11 protein-coding genes are annotated in these 16,447 nt (G+C 75.9%); 4 read left to right on the top strand and 7 right to left on the bottom strand.

All coding sequences use genetic code 11. From position 1 onward, the window contains the following. The first annotated feature begins 24 nt into the window (after nt 1–24). Genes DMB38_RS11360 through DMB38_RS11345 form a run of 4 tightly spaced genes read left to right on the top strand, consistent with a single transcriptional unit; the run spans nt 25 to nt 5,448 of the window. Nucleotides 25–1,605 (top strand): stealth conserved region 3 domain-containing protein, encoded by a 1,581-nt coding sequence (locus DMB38_RS11360; RefSeq protein ID WP_125935071.1) that lies wholly within the window; start codon nt 25–27, stop codon nt 1,603–1,605. Nucleotides 1,606–1,622: 17 nt separating this feature from the next. Further along, nucleotides 1,623–2,600 carry a hypothetical protein gene (locus DMB38_RS11355; protein WP_240662124.1) on the top strand — a complete coding sequence of 326 codons (978 nt, stop codon included), beginning with the start codon at nt 1,623–1,625 and terminating at the stop codon, nt 2,598–2,600. After that, nucleotides 2,597–4,228 carry a hypothetical protein gene (locus DMB38_RS11350; protein WP_125935069.1) on the top strand — a complete coding sequence of 544 codons (1,632 nt, stop codon included), beginning with the start codon at nt 2,597–2,599 and terminating at the stop codon, nt 4,226–4,228. Before DMB38_RS11355 ends, DMB38_RS11350 begins: the two co-directional genes overlap by 4 nt. Then, nucleotides 4,225–5,448: a glycosyltransferase gene (locus DMB38_RS11345; protein WP_125935068.1), complete on the top strand. Its 1,224-nt coding sequence runs from the start codon at nt 4,225–4,227 to the stop codon at nt 5,446–5,448. The genes DMB38_RS11350 and DMB38_RS11345 overlap by 4 nt, the downstream gene beginning before the upstream one ends. A gap of 78 nt (nt 5,449–5,526) precedes the next feature. Here the strand turns inward: DMB38_RS11345 and DMB38_RS11340 are convergent, their stop codons facing one another. The 7 genes from DMB38_RS11340 to DMB38_RS11310 all read right to left on the bottom strand — a co-directional run bounded on the left by DMB38_RS11340 (nt 5,527) and on the right by DMB38_RS11310 (nt 16,397). Then, the gene (locus DMB38_RS11340; protein WP_240662123.1) at nt 5,527–7,050 is read right to left on the bottom strand and encodes an oligosaccharide flippase family protein; all 1,524 of its coding nucleotides are present in this window, start codon (nt 7,048–7,050) and stop codon (nt 5,527–5,529) included. A gap of 77 nt (nt 7,051–7,127) precedes the next feature. After that, nucleotides 7,128–8,123 carry an FkbM family methyltransferase gene (locus DMB38_RS11335; RefSeq protein ID WP_125935067.1) on the bottom strand — a complete coding sequence of 332 codons (996 nt, stop codon included), beginning with the start codon at nt 8,121–8,123 and terminating at the stop codon, nt 7,128–7,130. Between the two features lie 7 nt (nt 8,124–8,130). Then, nucleotides 8,131–10,080, bottom strand: coding sequence for a stealth family protein (locus DMB38_RS11330; RefSeq protein ID WP_125935066.1), 1,950 nt, complete (start codon nt 10,078–10,080; stop codon nt 8,131–8,133). 116 nt (nt 10,081–10,196) lie between these two features. Further along, nucleotides 10,197–12,503 (bottom strand): bifunctional glycosyltransferase/CDP-glycerol:glycerophosphate glycerophosphotransferase, encoded by a 2,307-nt coding sequence (locus DMB38_RS11325; RefSeq protein ID WP_125935065.1) that lies wholly within the window; start codon nt 12,501–12,503, stop codon nt 10,197–10,199. A 174-nt stretch (nt 12,504–12,677) separates the two neighbouring features. Further along, on the bottom strand, nt 12,678–13,601 hold the full coding sequence (locus DMB38_RS11320; protein ID WP_125935064.1) for a carbohydrate ABC transporter permease: 924 nt from the start codon (nt 13,599–13,601) through the stop codon (nt 12,678–12,680). Further along, nucleotides 13,598–14,995 carry an ABC transporter permease subunit gene (locus DMB38_RS11315; protein WP_125935063.1) on the bottom strand — a complete coding sequence of 466 codons (1,398 nt, stop codon included), beginning with the start codon at nt 14,993–14,995 and terminating at the stop codon, nt 13,598–13,600. The genes DMB38_RS11320 and DMB38_RS11315 overlap by 4 nt, the downstream gene beginning before the upstream one ends. 22 nt (nt 14,996–15,017) lie before the next feature. Beyond that, on the bottom strand, nt 15,018–16,397 hold the full coding sequence (locus DMB38_RS11310) for an ABC transporter substrate-binding protein (protein WP_125935062.1): 1,380 nt from the start codon (nt 16,395–16,397) through the stop codon (nt 15,018–15,020). Between the last annotated feature and the right edge of the window lie 50 nt (nt 16,398–16,447).

Genomic DNA, 16,447 nt, shown 5'->3' with positions numbered 1-16,447 from the left:
GGCGAATGGCGTAGTTTGTCCCGCATGGGGCAGACAGCCACGGATCAGCGACCGCCGCGCGTCGGCCCCGGCACGGCGTCCGTCGTCGCCGCGTACCGCCGCGCGCTTCCCCGCGCCGTCCGCCGCCGCCTCGCCGTCCTCACCGCACCGCACCACGCCGACCGGCTCCGCGCCGCCCTCAAGGCCCGCCGCGAGCAGGCCGCGTCCGAGGCCCCGGGCCGCGTCGTCCTCACCGTCGACGGCCGGCCCCGCATCGCGCAACTGCAGCGCGCGCTCTCCCCGGTGCAGGCCCGCCGCGTCGGGGTGCTCGGAGTCACCCGGGCGCTGCGGGCCGCAGGGGTCCCGTACTTCGCGGTCCGGGGCCGGGCGTGCGGGCCCTCGGTCGTCGCCGTGCCCGCCGACCAGCGCCGCCGGGCGTGCCGGGCGCTGGCCCGGCTCTGCCGGGTGCAGCCGGCGTACGTGACGGTGGTGGCGGGCGCGGGGCCCGGCGCGAGGTCCGGCGCGGGGCACGGGGCCGGTGCCGGACCGCGGAGGGCGGGCCTCGCGGGGGACGGCGCGGCCGGTGCGTACCCGCGCCTCGTGCCCGGCTACGAGCCGGGCGTCTGGCAGCAGTTGGAGAAGGCCGACGTGCTGCGCCTCACGTGGTATCGCACCGAGCCCGGCCTGCGGCTCGTCATCGGCGGCGACTCCGGCTGCGAGGTCGAGTTCTGGCACGAGGACGCCACCGGCGACCGGCTGCTCGCGCCCCGCCCCGGCCGCGTCGCCGACAGCGTCCCGGCCGGCGCCACCACCGTGAAGATGACCGACCGCGGCTCCTGGGGCTGCGGCCGGCTCACGCTGCGCACCCGCGAGGAGTTCGCGCACCCGCTGCCCGAGGACGTCACGTACGCGGTCGACGCGGTCTTCACCTGGACCGACCCCGAACTGCGCTACGCGCTGCGCTCCCTCGCCACCTACGCGCCCTGGCTCCGCCGCATCCACCTGCTCACCGACGACGGCGAGCCGTCGTGGCTGGACACCGCGCACCCGGGGCTGAAGGTCGTCGGGCACCGCGAGGTCTTCGCCGACCCGACCCTGCTGCCGACGTCCAACCCGCGCGCGGTCGAGAGCCAACTGCACCACATCGAGGGCCTCGCCGAGCACTTCCTGTACTTCGGCGACCGCCTCTTCCTCGGTACCGAGACCGTCCCCGAGCAGTTCTTCCTCGCCAACGGCCTCACGCGGTTCTTCGTCTCGCCCGTACAGGAGCCGCTGCGGCACGCGCCGCACCCGCTGCGGCGCAGCGTGCTGTGCGAGATCGAGCGCGAGTTCGGCGACCGGCACGTGGCGACCGCCGCCCACCGCGAGCCGCGCCGCGACGACCTCGCGATCGCGTCGTCCCTATACCACCACTACGCCGCCCACACCGGCCGCGCGGCGGCCGCGACGCTGCGCCACGCCGACGTGGACCTGGCGGCACCCGGCGCGGACACCGTGCTGCGGGGGCTGCTGGCGGCGCGGAACCGGACGGTGATCCGGGCCAGGGGCACGGGGGCGCCGGGGCTGCTGGGGGCGTTCCTGGAGGCGTACTTCCCGGTGCCGAGCGCGTACGAGCTGCCGGGGTGAGGGCGGCGGCGGGGTGTTTGGACGCCGAGCACCTGACAGTGCTGGACGGGCGGACGCTGAACGTGTGCGTGCGGCTGCCGGAGGACGGGGCGGGCCGGTCGGGGGCGTGGCTGCGGGCGGGGGCCAGGGCGCTGCCGCTGGAGGTGGCGCGGGAACGGGCCTTCGGGACGTACCTGGTGGAGCCGGGGGCCGAGGACGGGGCCGGCATGAGGCGGCGGCGGGCCGCGGGGGCGGGGCACGGGCTGGACGTGATCGCGGTGCGGGAGGGGGAGGCGCGGGAGCTGGGCGTGGAGCTGGCGGTGGCGGGCCGGCGGCGCCGGGGGTACGGGCTGAGGGCACCGGGAGGCGGGGTGCCGGCGGCGGGCCCGACCCTTCTTGATCCACCGCATCCCGGCGGGTGGCGGATCACCGTCGCGGCATCGGGGGACGGGTGCGCCGTCGAGCTGAGGGCGGTGCGGTTGCCGCCGCACGCGGAGGTGGAGCGGGTGGAGACGGGCTGGACCGAACTGGCGGTGCACGGGCGCGTGGTGGGTCCCGCGGATGCGCCACCGGCCCCGCGGTGGCCCGCCCTGCTGCCCCGGAGCCGGGGCGCGGAGGACGCGCGGCGCGGGCCGGCCGGCCCGGCTCCCGGCGGGGAGTTCGCGTGCGCACTCGTGGAGCGCGGGGAGGCCGGTGGCGTGTGCGCGCTGCCGGTGGACGGGCGCGGTGGCGGGCGGTTCGTGGCCCGGGCCGGAGGTGCCGCGTTGACGCGGGTGGCCGCGCGGGGCGGCGAGCGGACCTGGGACGTACGGGTACGGGCCGCCGGGTGCGCGGCCGCGCTTCCGGTCGGCCGGCTGCTCGGCGACGTCGTCGACCCCGGGCGCGTCTACCGGCTGCCGAACCGTTTGCTCGTCGCCGACTCCGGCGATGTCGTCCGGGTCGCCCCGCGGTACACCGCCGCCGGGCTGCTGGTCGTCGTCACCGAGGTCGTGGGGCACGCGGGGGAGGCCCGATGAGGATCACGTTCCTCGCGGACGCCGCCGCGGTGGAGGACGGCGTCGTACGGGGCCTCGCGGCGCACCACGACGTGGAGTTCGCCGCCGGTCCCGGCCCCGCCGCCCTGCGTACGCTCGACGCCGACGTGCTCGTCATCGCCGCCCCCGGCCTCGTATCCGCCGCCGTCGCATTCGCCCCCGCCCGCATCCTCACCGTCCACCGCGCCACCCGCCCCGGCCACCCGCCGCCGCCCGGCGCGCCGGAGCTGGACGCGCTGGTCGTACCGGCGGAGGACGACCGGGAGGCGTACGAGGCGGAGTTGGGCCCGGCGGCGCCGCGCCTCGCGGCCATCCCCGACGACGCGCACGCCGCCGAGCGCTGGCAGGCGCTCCTCGCCGAACTGGCCGCGCTCCGCGACGACGAACCCCGCCGCCAGCGCGACCGCGCCGACCGCGCCGCCTTCCACCGCGCCGCGACCGCCCCCGCCCGGCCGCTCCGCCCCCTGCCGCCGCACCCCGCGCCGACCGCGGCGGAGCTGCGACGGTGGGAGGAGACGGTAGGGACCTCGGGCGGCGGAGGCGGCGGGCGACTCGTGCGGGCGGCGGGGCAGTGGGCCGAGGTGCGGGACGACCTCCTCGCCGCCGACGCGTACGCCGCCAACCTCCGCCTCGCCGCGGACGCGCTGGAGGCCGCCGATGTCCCGTACCTCCTGCTGCGCGACCCCGACGACCCCGACGGGACCGACGGGACAGACGGGGCCGACGGGACAGACGGGGCCGACGGGACCGACGATCCGGACGGGCCCGCCCCCCGCCACCGCCTCGCCGTCGACGCGGGCCTGCGTTCGCGGGCCTGCCGCGCGCTGGCCGGCGCGTACCCCGGCCAGGCCGTCTACGCCGTGTCCCCCCGGAACCCCGGCGTCCCCGTCCCCGCCGAACTGCTCACCGCCGCAAGCGAACCGCCCGCGCTGCGCCTCTACCGCCCGTACGTCACCTCGGGCCGCACCCTCCGCTACGGCCCCGGCCACGGCTGCGACATCGAGTTCTGGCAGCGCCGCCACCGCGGTGGTGCGTACACCACCCCGTGCGCCCCCACCGCGCTCGGCACCACCCTGCCCTCGCTGACGCCGACCGCCGTGCTGTACGTGGCCGACCGCGCGTTCCCCACGCTCCGCGAGTTCGTCACCGAACCCCGCCCGCCCGTCGACGCCGTCTACACCACCACGGGCCCCGCGCTGCGCTACTCCCTCCGTTCCCTCGCGATGTACGCGCCCTGGATCCGGCACACCTACCTCGTGGCGGAAGCCCCGCCGCCCTGGCTCGACACCGCCCGCCCCGGCCTCACCGTCGTCGACCGCCGCCACCCCCTCGACGCCCTCGCCAGGCACGTACTGCCCCTCGCCGACGACGTGTTCCTCGGCCGCGCCCTCCCCGCCGGACGCCGCACGGGGCCGCCCCGCGTCGAGAGCGCGGGCGGCCACGAGCCGCGGCGGCTCGACAGGCTGTTCGCCCGCCGCGACACCGACGTCTTCTGCCTCCGGCTCCACGGCACACTCCCCCGGGGGGTGCAGGCGTTCCTGGAGGGGTACTTCCCGGCGCCGTCCCCCTACGAGCGCGCGGGGGCGCGCGGGGAGGGCGTACGGGCGTGAGGATCGTCTTCCTGCTCTCCCGCGCCGACGAGCCGGGCGAGGTCCCGCGGGCCGTCCTCACCCGGGCGGGCCACCTCGCCGCGCGCCACGACGTCGAGGTCGTCAGCGTCTTCCGCACTCGCGACCGGCCGCACACCGCGCCCGGCCCCGGCGTCCCGCTGCGCCACCTCGTGGACCGCACCGGCCCCGTCCCCGTACCGCTGCGGCCCACCGCCCTCACCGACCGCGCCCGGCAGCAGCTCGCCGCCGTGCCCAGCGCGCTCGCCGACCCCGCCCTGGACCCGGAGTTCGACGCGCTCACCGACACCGAACTCGCCCTCGCCCTGCGCACCCTCGACACCGACGTCCTCGTCACGGCCTCGCCCGCGCTGCTGCGCGCCGCCGCGGACCACGCCCCGGCGGGGGCGGTGCGGATCCACGAGTCGCCCTGGGCGGGGGAGGGGGAGCCGCCGCCGGGGACGGGGGAGTGCGACGCGGTGGTGGTACGGACGGAGGGTGCGCGGCGGCGGCTGGCGGCGGCGCTCGGCGCGGCGGCGCGGGAGCCTTCGGCGGTGAGGACGGCGGCGATCCCGTACCCGGCGCCCGGCGGCTTCCGGCCGCGGTCGTCGCGTACGGCACGGACGGCGGTGCTGGCGGGCCCGCCGGCCCGGGCGGACCACGCCATCGCCGCGTTCGCGGCGGCGGCATCGTCGCCGGCCGGTTCCGGCTGGCGGCTGCGGGTGTTCGGGGAGGGCCCTGAGCCGCCGCGGCTGCGCCGGCGGGTGGCGGAGCTGGGGCTGTACGAGCGGGTGGAACTGCTGGGCCCGAGCCCGCACATGGCGGCGGAGTGGGCCAAGGCGAGCTTCGCGGTGCTGCCTTCGGGGAGCGCCGGGGTGCTGGAGGCGTACGCCGCGGGGGTGCCGGCGGTCGCGTACGACGAGGGCGGCGGGGCGGCGGACGTCGTACGGGACGGGGTGGACGGGCTGCTGGTGCCGCCGGACGACGTGGACGCGCTGGCGGACGCGATGGCGCGGCTGATGGCTGCGGACGCGGAGCTGCTGCACCGGCTCGGCGCCAACGCCCGTGCGGGGGTGGGGCGGTTCGCGCCGGAGGGGGTGACGCGGGCGTGGGAGGAGCTGTGCGCCGAGCTGGTTGCGGCGCGCGCGCCCGCCCGCCGAGCCGCGGAGCCGGGGCGGCGGCGCGCGGCCGGGGCCGAGCACGCGGGCGTGCCGCCGCGCTGACGCGGAGGGGCGCCCAGAGCGTACGAAACACGCGGCCCGACCGGGGGCCGGGGGCAGCCCCCGTGCGTACGGGCGGCGCTACGGGACCGGGGCACCCGCCGTGCCGCGGGGCGCCGGGGTCCGGGCCGACGACCGGGGCTGCGGTGCGGGCGCCGGACCCGGGCGGTCGCCGGAGAGCGCCGCGGAGAGCGGCAACTGCTCGTGCAGCCCCGCGCAGAGCAGGGCTACGGGCGCGAGCGCCAGCAGACCGTAGAGCAGCCGGTCACCCGGCGCCGCCGCCGCGGAACCGGCCAGCGTCGCCAGCGCCCCGGCCGCCGCCCCGATGCCGCAGTGCACCGCGTGCGCCCGCAGCGCCTCCCGTACCCGCACCAGCCCGCACCGCCCCCACCGCACCAGCTGCAGCGCGTGCCCCGCGGCGGGCCCGGCGGCCGCGGCGCAGGCCAGCAGCGGCAGGGCGGAGCCGGAGCCGCGCCACGGGAGGACGACGGCGAGGGCGGCGGCGGTGGCGAGGAGCACGACCAGGTGCGTACCGAGGAGTTCGCGGCGGCGGCCGCGGGCGAGGTCGAGGGAGCAGCCCGCGGAGTAGACGAGGTGCAGCGCCCCCGCGGCGCAGAGCCACGGCACGAGCGCCGTCGCGGACTCCCAGCCGGGGCCGAGGAGCAGCGCGAGCGCGGCGGGCCCCGCCCCGGCGACGATGCCGAACCCGGCGAAGCCGGCGGCCGAGGCGGCGGTGACGGCGAGGCGCGCGGTGGGCACGTCGACGCCGCGTACGGGGCGGGACGCCCGGTGGCGATCGGCCTCCCGGCTTCCGCCCGCCGTCCGGTTCGCCACCCGGCCGTACACCGTCACCGGCACCTCGCACAGCCCCGCGGCGCGCGAGTACACGCCCGCCGCACCGGGACCCAGCAGCCCGCAGACCACCCACAGCGGCGCGCCCGCCGCGACCAGCCGCAGCAGCCCGAACCCGGCCTCGAACCACGGGACGCGGATGAGCGACGCGGCCTGCACCGGAGGTCCTTCCGGCAGCGGCGTACGGGACAGCAGCAGCCCCGCCGCGCCGAGTGCGACCGCGGCCGAGACCGGCAGCACGGCGGCCAGACCGAGGGGGTTGACGCCCCCCGCGAGCAGCAGGAGGCCGGTCGCGGCACCGGCCGCCTGGCCGCCGGCGTCGGTCAGCACGGCATCGCGCGGGCGGCCGGCGCGGCGGAGCGCGGCGAGTGCGGCGTCGGCGGCGGGCCGGCAGAGGAAGGCGCAGGCGAGGAGGCGGAGCAGGGGGGTGGTGCCGGGGGTGTGCAGGAGCAGGGCGGGCAGCGGGGCGGCGAGTTGCGCGACGGCGAAGCCGGTGAACCCGGTGATCCCGGCGAGCCGCAGCGCGGCGTGCGCGGCGGGCCGGGTCGGCGGCCCGGCGCGGTGCAGGGAGGCGGCGATGGCGCCGCCCGCGAGGTGGGCGAGGAGGTGGACGGCGGTGAGGGCCACGGCGTACGCGCCGAGGGCGGCCGGGGAGACGTGGCGGGCGGCATAGGCGACACAGCAGAGCTGGAGCAGCAGCCCGAAGGCGGCGCCACCCCACCGCCAGCCGCCCGCGGCGTCTTCCGCGTGCACCGTACGGTCCGCGCCCCCGCGCACCGCCCCGCCGCCCGCGGCGGCTTCCGTATGCCCCCTGCGAGCCGGATCCCCGTTCACCGTCCCACCGCCTGCCGCCACATCCGCGGCAGCCGCGCCGCCGGCCCGCGCCGCGGCCGGGGCGGCGCCCCCGGCCCACCGTGCGGCGCGTTCCAGTCCCGCGGGAACGGCTCGCCCGGCGGCACCAGCACGTTCTCCTCCTTGCCGCACGCCAGCACCGCCCGCAGCCACGCCCGCTGCGCCGCGTAGAACTCGTCCGCCAGCGGCTCGGGCGCGAACAGCCAGTCGCGGCACTCTCCCTGGACGTGCGGCGCGTAGCTCGTCGCGTCGTGCGCGGGCCACGGCGTCTCGGGGTGGATGAGGTGCAGGCCGTACCCCAGCTCCGTCAGGTGCGACAGGGCCGCCGCCATCGCCGCCGGGTCCGTGCTCGGCAGTACCTCGCAGACGATCCACGGGCGGTGCTCGCGCAGCACCCCGGCCGCGCCCGCGAGGACTTCGGGCTCGTGGGTCTCGACGTCGATCTTGATGAGGTACGGCGCGTGCCCGTGCCGCTCCGCGAAGCCGTCGACCGTGCCGACCGGCACCCGTACCGCCTCCGTGTGCGCGCGGTGCGCGGCGTTGAGAGAGTTGGAGCTCTCGGCCTTCAGGGACAGGTACAGCTCCGCCGTGCGGCTTCGGTCCGACAGCGCCATCTGCCGTACGTCGAAGTCCAGTCCGTTGCCGTCGCGCAGGCGGCGGCAGAGCTTCGCCGTGCGCGGCGTCGGCTCGAAGGCGACGGTCTGCAGCCGCTTGGCGCCGTGGACGAGGTCGACGAGGGCCGCGTACAGCCCGATGTGCGCGCCGATGTCGTACACCGCCGCGTGCGGCGGCGCGTACTGCGCGACGGTGAGCAGCGTCGCCTGCGTCAGCGGCTCGTACCCCGCGAGGCCCGCGCGGCGCAGTTGGCGCTGGACCGCGGTCTCCTTCCGGCTGAGCACGTTCAGCGCGCGGGGGTACGCGCCGGTGCCGGGCGGCGCGGCCGGGTTCACCGGCGTGCGGACGGCCAGGGGCATGGCCTGCTCACCTCTCCAGGGGGCCCGGGCCCGGACGCGGGCCCGTGAACGGGATCTCGAACGGGCTGGGGTCGGGGAAGTACGCCTCCAGGAAGGGGCGGATGAGCTCCACCTGCCGGTCCAGGTCGCCCGCGCCGGAGAGCGTGTCGTTGAGGCAGAAGACGTTCCGGTCGCGGCGGCGCAGCAGCCGCCGGAGGCGGGCGGCGAGGTCCGGGTGGGCGAGGTCGAAGTAGTCGTACGGGATCTGCCCGGGCACCGCGCGGCCGGTGAACGCCGCGTAGTAGTGGTGGAACGCGGACGGGATGCTCAGGTCCGTGGCGCTGCGGAAGCGGCTCGCCGCGGTCTGCCGGTGCCGTTCGGGGAAGCGCTCCTCGATCTCGGCGAGGATGCTGCGCCGCAGGGCGTGCGGCGTGTGCTTCATCTTCTGCGTGATGTAGGTGCCGAACCTCTGCTGGAGGAGCGCCCTGTTGTTCTTCCCCGCGACCGACACGGGCACGTCGCCCGCGTCCGGCGGCCCGGAGGGCAGCAGCGCGCGGGAGGGGAAGTAGCGGGTGATGCCGCTGGGGAGGAAGAACCGGTCGGGCAGGAGCGGGGCGCCGAGGAAGACGTCGTCGTTGAAGTAGAGGAAGTGCTCCGCCAGGCCGTCGATGTGGTGCAACTGGCTCTCGATGGCGTGCGAGTTGAACGTCGGCAGGACGCCGGGGTCGGTGAAGACGTCGCGGTGGTCGACGACCGTGAGGCGGGGGTGGGCGGTGTCGAGCCAGTCGGGGGCCTGGTCGTCGGTGACGAGGTAGACGTGCCGGATCCAGGGGGCGTACAGGTGCAGCGAACGGAGCGAGTAGCGCAGCTCGTCGCGGTTGAGGTAGCGGGCGTCGTTCGCGGCCTCGGCGTGGTACGGGACGCCGCCCGCCTCGGCGCGGCGGCGGCGCCAGGCGGGGTCGTCCCCGTCGACCCAGGTGTAGACGGCGTCGATGGGGAAGCGGAGGTCGTCGGGGAGCGGGACGGTCATCTCGGGGCGGGTGCGGACGTCGGGGACGGTGCCGAGAGAGCCGGGGAGCACGAAGCGGGTGAAGAGGTGACCGGGCGCGGTGACATGGGTGCCGTCGTGCGGTACGGACTCGACGACGCGGTTGAAGCGGGGCGCCACCAGCCGGCCCGCGCCCGGTGACCCGTCGCCCGGATCGCTCTCCTCGTACGGTTCCTCCGCCCAGAACTCCACGTCGCAGCCGTAGCCGGCGCCCAGCAGCGTGTGCCCGCCGCGGTCGGCGTAGTAGCAGGCGAACCGGACGACGGCCGCCCCCGCGAGCGCCTCCCACGAGGCGGGGTCGCCGGCGGGACGCACCCGGCGCTCGGGGCGCTTGCGGCGGTCGGGGAGGCAGACGTAGCCGGGGTGTGCGGTGCACAGGGCGGTGAGCGCGGCGACGGCGCGGGCGCGGGCGGAGGCGGGGACGGCGACGGCGGTGGAGACGCTGCCGTAGCCGCGGACGGCGAAGTGCTCGACGCCGGCGGCGTCGAGGGCGCCGGTGACCAGGCGCAGGTTCTCGTTGCGGGCGTGCAGCGGCGTGGGGGAGCCGGCTACGACGGCGAGCCGGGTCTGGCCGCGGTAGTGGACGACCCGGCGGTCGGGGCGGCCGAGTTGGCCGGTGGCGCGCAGGGCCCGCAGCACCGAGCGCTGCCCCGGCTCGGGGACCCGCCGGGAGACGGCGCCGAGCACGCGCTGCACCCGGTGCCGGGTGGCGGGGCCGGCGACGGCGACGACGAGCCGGCGCACGCGCCGCGGGACCGCGCGCCGGTAGCGGCGTACCAGCCACGGCTGCCCGGGCTTCGCGCCGTTGGCGTCCGCGGCGTAGGCGGGACGGGGGCCGGGCCGGGCGGGACCGGGGCGGGGGCGGCCGACTCCGGTGGCGGGGGGCGCCGTCGGCGGGGCGGCGGGGCGCTCGCTGCGGGTCTGTGTCATCCGTACCTCCGGCTTCCGTGCGTCGGGACTGCGTGCGTCGGGCGTGCGTGCGTGCGGCTCTCGTGGCTGCGGTGCGCGTGCCCGCGGGGTGCGTACGACCCGTGGCCGCACCGCCGTCATTCGCTGCGCACCACCGCACTCCCCGCCGGCCGCGGCAGCACCCCGGCAACGCCTCGCGCCACAACCCCGGGCCCCGGCACCGGCGGGCGCCCCGCCTCGCCGAGGAACACGTGCCGGACCACGCGCTCCGCGGCGTGCCCGTCGTCGTACGGGCAGAACCGGCGCCGGAACGCGGCGAGCTGCGCCGCGGCGGCGGGGGCCGCGTGGGCGCCGGTGGCGAAGGTGCCGGCGATCTCGTCGACGGTGCGGCAGACGCGGCCGGGCGGCTCGGCGGTGAGGTCGAAGTACGTGCCGCGCGCGAGCCGGTACGCCTCCCAGTCCGCGGCGTGGATCACGATGGGGCGGCCGAGCAGGGCGTAGTCGAACATCACGGACGAGTAGTCGGTGAGCAGCGCGTCGGAGGCGAGGCACAGCTCGGTGAGCGAGGGGTGCGCGGTGACGTCGAGGACACCTGCGGGCGGGGCGCCGGCGGGTGCGGCGGCGTGGAAGTAGTGCGCGCGGGCCAGCAGGACGACGTGCGCGCCGCGTTCGCGCAGCGCGCGGGCGAGGGCGCCGAGGTCGAGCGCGGGGACGTGGCCGGGCAGGTAGTCGCGGTGGGTGGGGGCGTAGAGGACGGCGGTGGCGCCCTCGGGGATGCCGAGCCGGGCGCGCAGCCCGGCGCGCGCGGAGGGCGCGAGCGGCGGCCCGGCGAGGGCGTCGTTGCGCGGGTAGCCGTACTCCAGGGTGGTGTGCTCGGCCGGGTAGGCGCGGCTCCAGGCCAGCGTGGAGTGGCGGTTGGCGGAGAGGCTGTAGTCCCAGCGGTCGACGCGGGTCATGAGCGCGGCGAAGTCCATGCCCGCCGCGCCCGCCGGGTGGGCGGCGAGGTCCAGGCCCATCTTCTTCAGCGGGGTGCCGTGGTGGGTCTGCACGTGGATCTGGCCGCGGCGCTTCACCACGTACTGCGGAAAGTTGACGTTGTTGACGAGGTACGTGGCGCGCGCCAGGGCGCGGTGGCAGGCGAGCGAGCCGGGGCGCAGCACCCGTACGCCCGGCGGCACGGTGTGCGCGTACGCGGGGCGGGCGATCCAGGCGGTGGCGAGGCCGGGGACCAGCTCGCGGGCCTTCGCTTCGAGGGCGGCGGGGTTGCAGGAGTAGCCGCGGTACCAGTACGCGGCGAAGACCGCCAGGTGCGGGTCGAGGGGCAGGCGGAGCTGGAGGCGGTAGTAGAGCAGGCCGCAGCCGGCGCGGGCGCGGCGGGCCGCGCGGGCGGCGAGGTCGCGGGTACGGGAGAGGAGCCGGCCGGCGGCGCCGAGCAGTTGGAACGCGCGCCGGGTGCCGAGCCGCACGAGGAGATGCCGCGTCCGGGCCCGGGCCCCGCGCCCGGCCCGCAGGGCACCGCCGGCGGCACCCCGGGCCCGTACGGGCCCCTCGGCCTCTGGGGCGGGACCCGTCCCATACCGCACGTACAGCGCCCGCGCCCGCCGGAAGAACTCCGCCCGCTTCTGCCGCGGCACCCGCTCGCTCTTGTTGAAGATCGTCGTCAGGTGGTCCACCATCCGCACGAACAGCACCGGCCGCCACCGCTCCAGCCGCCGCGCGGCGAGGAACGCGAACACCCGCTCGTACTGCTCGAAGACGTCGAGGTGCTGCTCCCCCGGCGTGCCGAGGATGTTGCCCGACCGCCGCTGCCGGTAGTGCACGCACACCCGGTCCAGCACCGCGATCCGCCCCGCCGACAGCAGCGCGGGGTACGTCCACGGGGTGTCCTCGTAGTAGCCGGGCGGGAAGCTGAGGCCCTGCGCGGCGACGAAGTCCCGCCGGTACGCCTTGTTCCACACCACCATCAGCAGCCGCAGCAGCTCCGGCCGCTCCGCCAGCCGGAAGACCTGCGGGTCGCGCTCAGCGAGCAGGTCGGCGCGGACGTTGCGGGCGTGCCGGCCGTCCCAGTAGGTGCGCGCGTAGTCGTAGACGAGGACGTCGGGGTCCGCGGTGGCGGCGAGCCGGTCGGCGAGCGCCTGGAGCGCGCCGGGGACGAGGGTGTCGTCGCCGTCGAGGAAGAGGACGTAGTCGCCGGTGGCGCGCTCCAGTCCGGCGTTGCGGGCGCGGCCCAGGCCGACGTTCGCGCTCAGGTGGACGGCGGTCAGCCGCGGATCGCGGGCCGCCGCGGCGTCGATGATCTCGCCGCAGAAGTCGGGGGAGCGGTCGTCGACCGCGATGACCTCCACGTCCGTGAAGGACTGGGTGAGCACGGACTCCAGGCACTCGTCGAGATACGCCTGGACCCTGTACGCGGGCACGATGACGCTGAACCGGGGCACGGACACATCCCTGGGCGGGCGGCGGCGGAAGGACAGTCCGCTGGTCGGAATGTCCTTATTTCTGGTATCCGCCACCGTAACGGCGGCCCCACGCACGCGGCCGTACGACAGTACGGCCGCCCGGGTGATCCACCCGGACGGCCGTATCGTCTCGACGCGCTCGCCTCAGCGCGTACGCGCCTACTTCACCGCGCCCGCCATCACGCCGGACACGAACTGCCGCTGGAAGGCGAAGAAGACGACCAGCGGGATGATCATCGAGATGAACGCGCCGGACGCGATCAGCTCGATGTTGCTGTCGAACTGCCGCGTCTGCTGCTGCACCGCCACCGTCAGCGGCGGCTTGCCCGGGTCGGCGAAGACCAGGGCCACCAGCATGTCGTTCCACACCCACAGGAACTGGAAGATGCTCAGCGCCGCGATCGCGGGGCCGCCCAGCGGCATCACGACGCGGAAGAAGAGCCGCAGCTCGCTCGCCCCGTCGATCCGCGCCGCCTCCAGCAGCTCCCGGGGGATCTCCGCGAAGAAGTTCCGCAACAGGAAGATGGCGAACGGCAGCCCGAACGCGGTATGGAAGAGCACCACGCCCGTGATCGTGTGGAACAGGTTCAGATCCCGGTACAGCGACGCGATCGGGATGAGCGCCACCTGCACCGGCACCACCAGCAGGCCCACCACCGCGAGGAACACCCAGTCCCGGCCGGGGAACTCCATCCACGCGAAGGCGTAGCCCGCCAGCGCGCCGATGACCACGACCAGCAGCGTGGACGGCACGGTGATCCAGATCGTGGTGGGCAGCGCGCCCATCACGTCGTCGTTGCCGAAGAGCGTGTCGTACGTCTCCGTGGTGAGCTGCCCCGGATCGCCGAAGACCTTCCACCAGCCGGTCGTCGCGATGTCCGCGGGATCCCGGAACGACGAGATGAGCAGCCCCACCGTCGGGGTCAGCCACAGGAACGCCACGATCACCAGGAACGCCCGGACCGCGCCGCCGCCCGCGTACCGGCCGATGCGTGCCGCGAGGGACTCCTTGGCCGGCGCCTCGGCCTCCGCCTTCTGCGGTTCCGGCTTGGGTGCGGTCTCCGCCGCTGCTGCGGTGGTCATCGGCCGGACTCCTTTCGCAGGCGGCGGATATTGAAGATCATCACGGGGATGACGAGGAGCAGCAGCACGACGGAGATCGCGCTGCCCACGCCCAGGTCGGGCTCGGTGCCCGCGAACGCCTGCTGGAACAGCTCGACGGCCAGCACGTTGCCGTCCTCCAGCCGGGCGCTGGGCACGATGATGTAGACGAGGTCGAAGATCTTCAGCACGTTGATCATCAACGTCACGAGCACCACGGCGAGCACCGGCGCCAGCACCGGCACCGTGATCCGCCGGAACACCTGCCACTCGTTCGCGCCGTCGACCCGCGCCGCCTCCATCAGCTCCCGCGGCACGGACGCCAGCCCCGCCGCGATCAGCACCATCGCGAACCCGGCCCACATCCACACGTACGCCGCGATCACCGCCGGCGTCACCAGCGACGGGCCGAGCCAGTCGACGCCGCCGTACGCCTCCGCGAAGTTCGAGGAGGGCAGCCGCAACTGGGCGCCGTCGGCCGCGGCCGGCAGCGTGAACGTACCGTCGGACGCGGTCGTGGCCGAGGCGACGACCTTGCCGTCCTTGACCGCCTCGACCTTGATGTCCTTCAGCGCCTTCTCACCGCTGTCGACGACGTCGGGCTTGCCGCCGCCGGGCTTGAAGTCCAGCCACACCGTGCCGCTCACGCCGTCGTCCGCGGGCTGCGGCTTCGCCGCCGGCTCCTCGCCGGCCGCGTCCTGCGGCTTCACGGCGACCAGCGGCAGCAGCGCCGTCTGACCGGCGCTGACGGTCGCGTCGCTGGTGAAGGGGCCCTTGTCGGGGCCCTTCAGATCGGCGTTGGGGCGCGGCCGGGCGCCCGGCCAGGGCGCGGGGTCGCTGAACGTGTCGTGGATCGTCGTCCACGCCGCGTTCGCGGCGCCGCGCTCCGGCTCGTTCTGGTAGACGAGGCTGAAGATGACGCCCGCCGCCAGCATCGAGATCGCCATCGGCATGAAGACGACCATCTTGAACGCCGTGCCCCACCGCACCTTCTCGGTGAGGACGGCGAAGATCAGCCCCAGCGCGGTGCAGACCGCGGGCGCGACGAGCACCCAGATCAGGTTGTTGCGCAGCGCGGTGCGGATGCGGTCGTCGCTGAAGAGTTCGGTGTAGTTGTCCAGGCCGATGAACTCGTCGCCGGAGACGTCGAAGAGGCTGCGGTAGACCGAGTACCCGATCGGATACAGCACCAGGGTGCCGAGCAGGACCACGGCGGGCAGCAGGAACGCCACCGTGATCCAGCTCTTGGTCCGTACCACCGACCTCGGCGGCTTGCTCAGCTTCTGCTCTTCCGGCTCTTGCGACGTGCTGCCCGGCGGTGCGAGGGGGGTGGGTGCGGCGGACTCCGCCGCACCCCCCGCCGACGAGGTCGACATCAGGGTCTCCCTGCTCCGTCCGTCAGCTCTTGTAGGCCGCGGCCGCGGCCTTCTCGAGGTCCTGCTGCGCGCCCTCGACGTCCTTCGGATCGGCCAGGAAGTCCTGCAGCGCCTTCCATTCGCCCTTGCCCGCGGTGCCGCCGAAGTCGGCGGGCGCCTGGTCGGACATGTCGAAGCGGAAGTCGTCCCCGGCGTCGACGAGCGCCTGCGCGATCTCCCGCTGCACGTCGTTCGGGTACGCGCCCATGTCCATGTTCTTGTTCGGCGAGACGAAGCCGCCGGGCGCCGCCCACGCCTCCGCCGCCTCGGTGGACGAGAGGTACGTGAGCAGGGCCTGCGCGCCCTTGGAGCCGGTCAGCGTCACGGCCGCGTCGCCGCCGGTGACGACCGGCTTGTCCGGGCCGACCGCCGGGAACGGGAAGATCTTCGCGTCCTCGCCGACCTTCGCGTCGGTCTCGTTGACGAACGCGCCGACGAAGTCGGCCTCGAAGACCATCGCGGCCTTCGGGTCCTCCAGGTCCGCGAACGGGGCGATCGCCGAGTCCGGGAACGCCATCTTCGTCGCCTTCTTCTGGCCGCCCGCGATCAGCGTGTCGTCGCCGAAGAGTTCGCCGAGGGTGGTGAGCGCGTCCTTCACGGACGGGTCGGTCCACGGGATCTCGTGCGCCGCGAGCTGGTCGTACTTCTCCGGGCCGGCCTGCGAGAGGTAGATGTTCTCGAACCAGTCGGTGAGCGTCCAGCCGTCCGCGCCGCCGATCGCCACCGGCGGCACGCCGGAGTCGGAGACGAGCTGCGCGGTGTCCATGAAGCCCTGCCAGTCCTCCGGCTCCTGGGCGCCCGCGTTCTCGAAGGCCGTGGTGTTGTACCAGACCAGCGACTTGTTGGCCGCCTTGCAGTACACGCCGTACTGCTCGCCGTCCACCGCGCCCAGGTCCTGCCAGCCCTGCGAGAAGTTCTTGCCCAACTCCTTCTTCGCGGCGGCGTCCAGCGGCTTCGCCCAACCCTCCTTGACGAACTCCTGCAAGACGCCCACCTGCGGCGCGAACACGACGTCCGGCGGCTTGCCGCCCGCGACCTGGGTCCGTACGAAGGACGCGACGTTGTCGCCGGTGGGCACGTACTCCACCGTGGCGCCGGTCTTCTCCTCGAAGCCGTCGAGGACCTTCTCGAAGTTCTTCTGCTCAGGGCCCGTCCAGACGGCGCCGACACGCAGGGACTCGCCGTCCAGCTTCGGGAGCGTGACGCCGGCGCCGGACTTGTCCGCCTTGCCGCCGTCCCCGCCGTTGTCGTCGCCGTCGTCGCCGCACCCGGCGGCTGTCACGGCGAGGGCACCCGCGGCGATGATCGCCACCGCGGCCCGCACGACTCGTACCTGCTGCAGTGTATGCAGCGAACTGCGCATCCCAGCCTCCCCAGGAACGCGGGGCAGATGGGGTTGTCCCGTACCGGCAC

Source organism: Streptomyces sp. WAC 06738 (assembly GCF_003945505.1).
In the GTDB taxonomy this organism is placed as follows: domain Bacteria; phylum Actinomycetota; class Actinomycetes; order Streptomycetales; family Streptomycetaceae; genus Streptomyces.
This window is presented reverse-complemented; position numbering and strand designations above follow the sequence as displayed.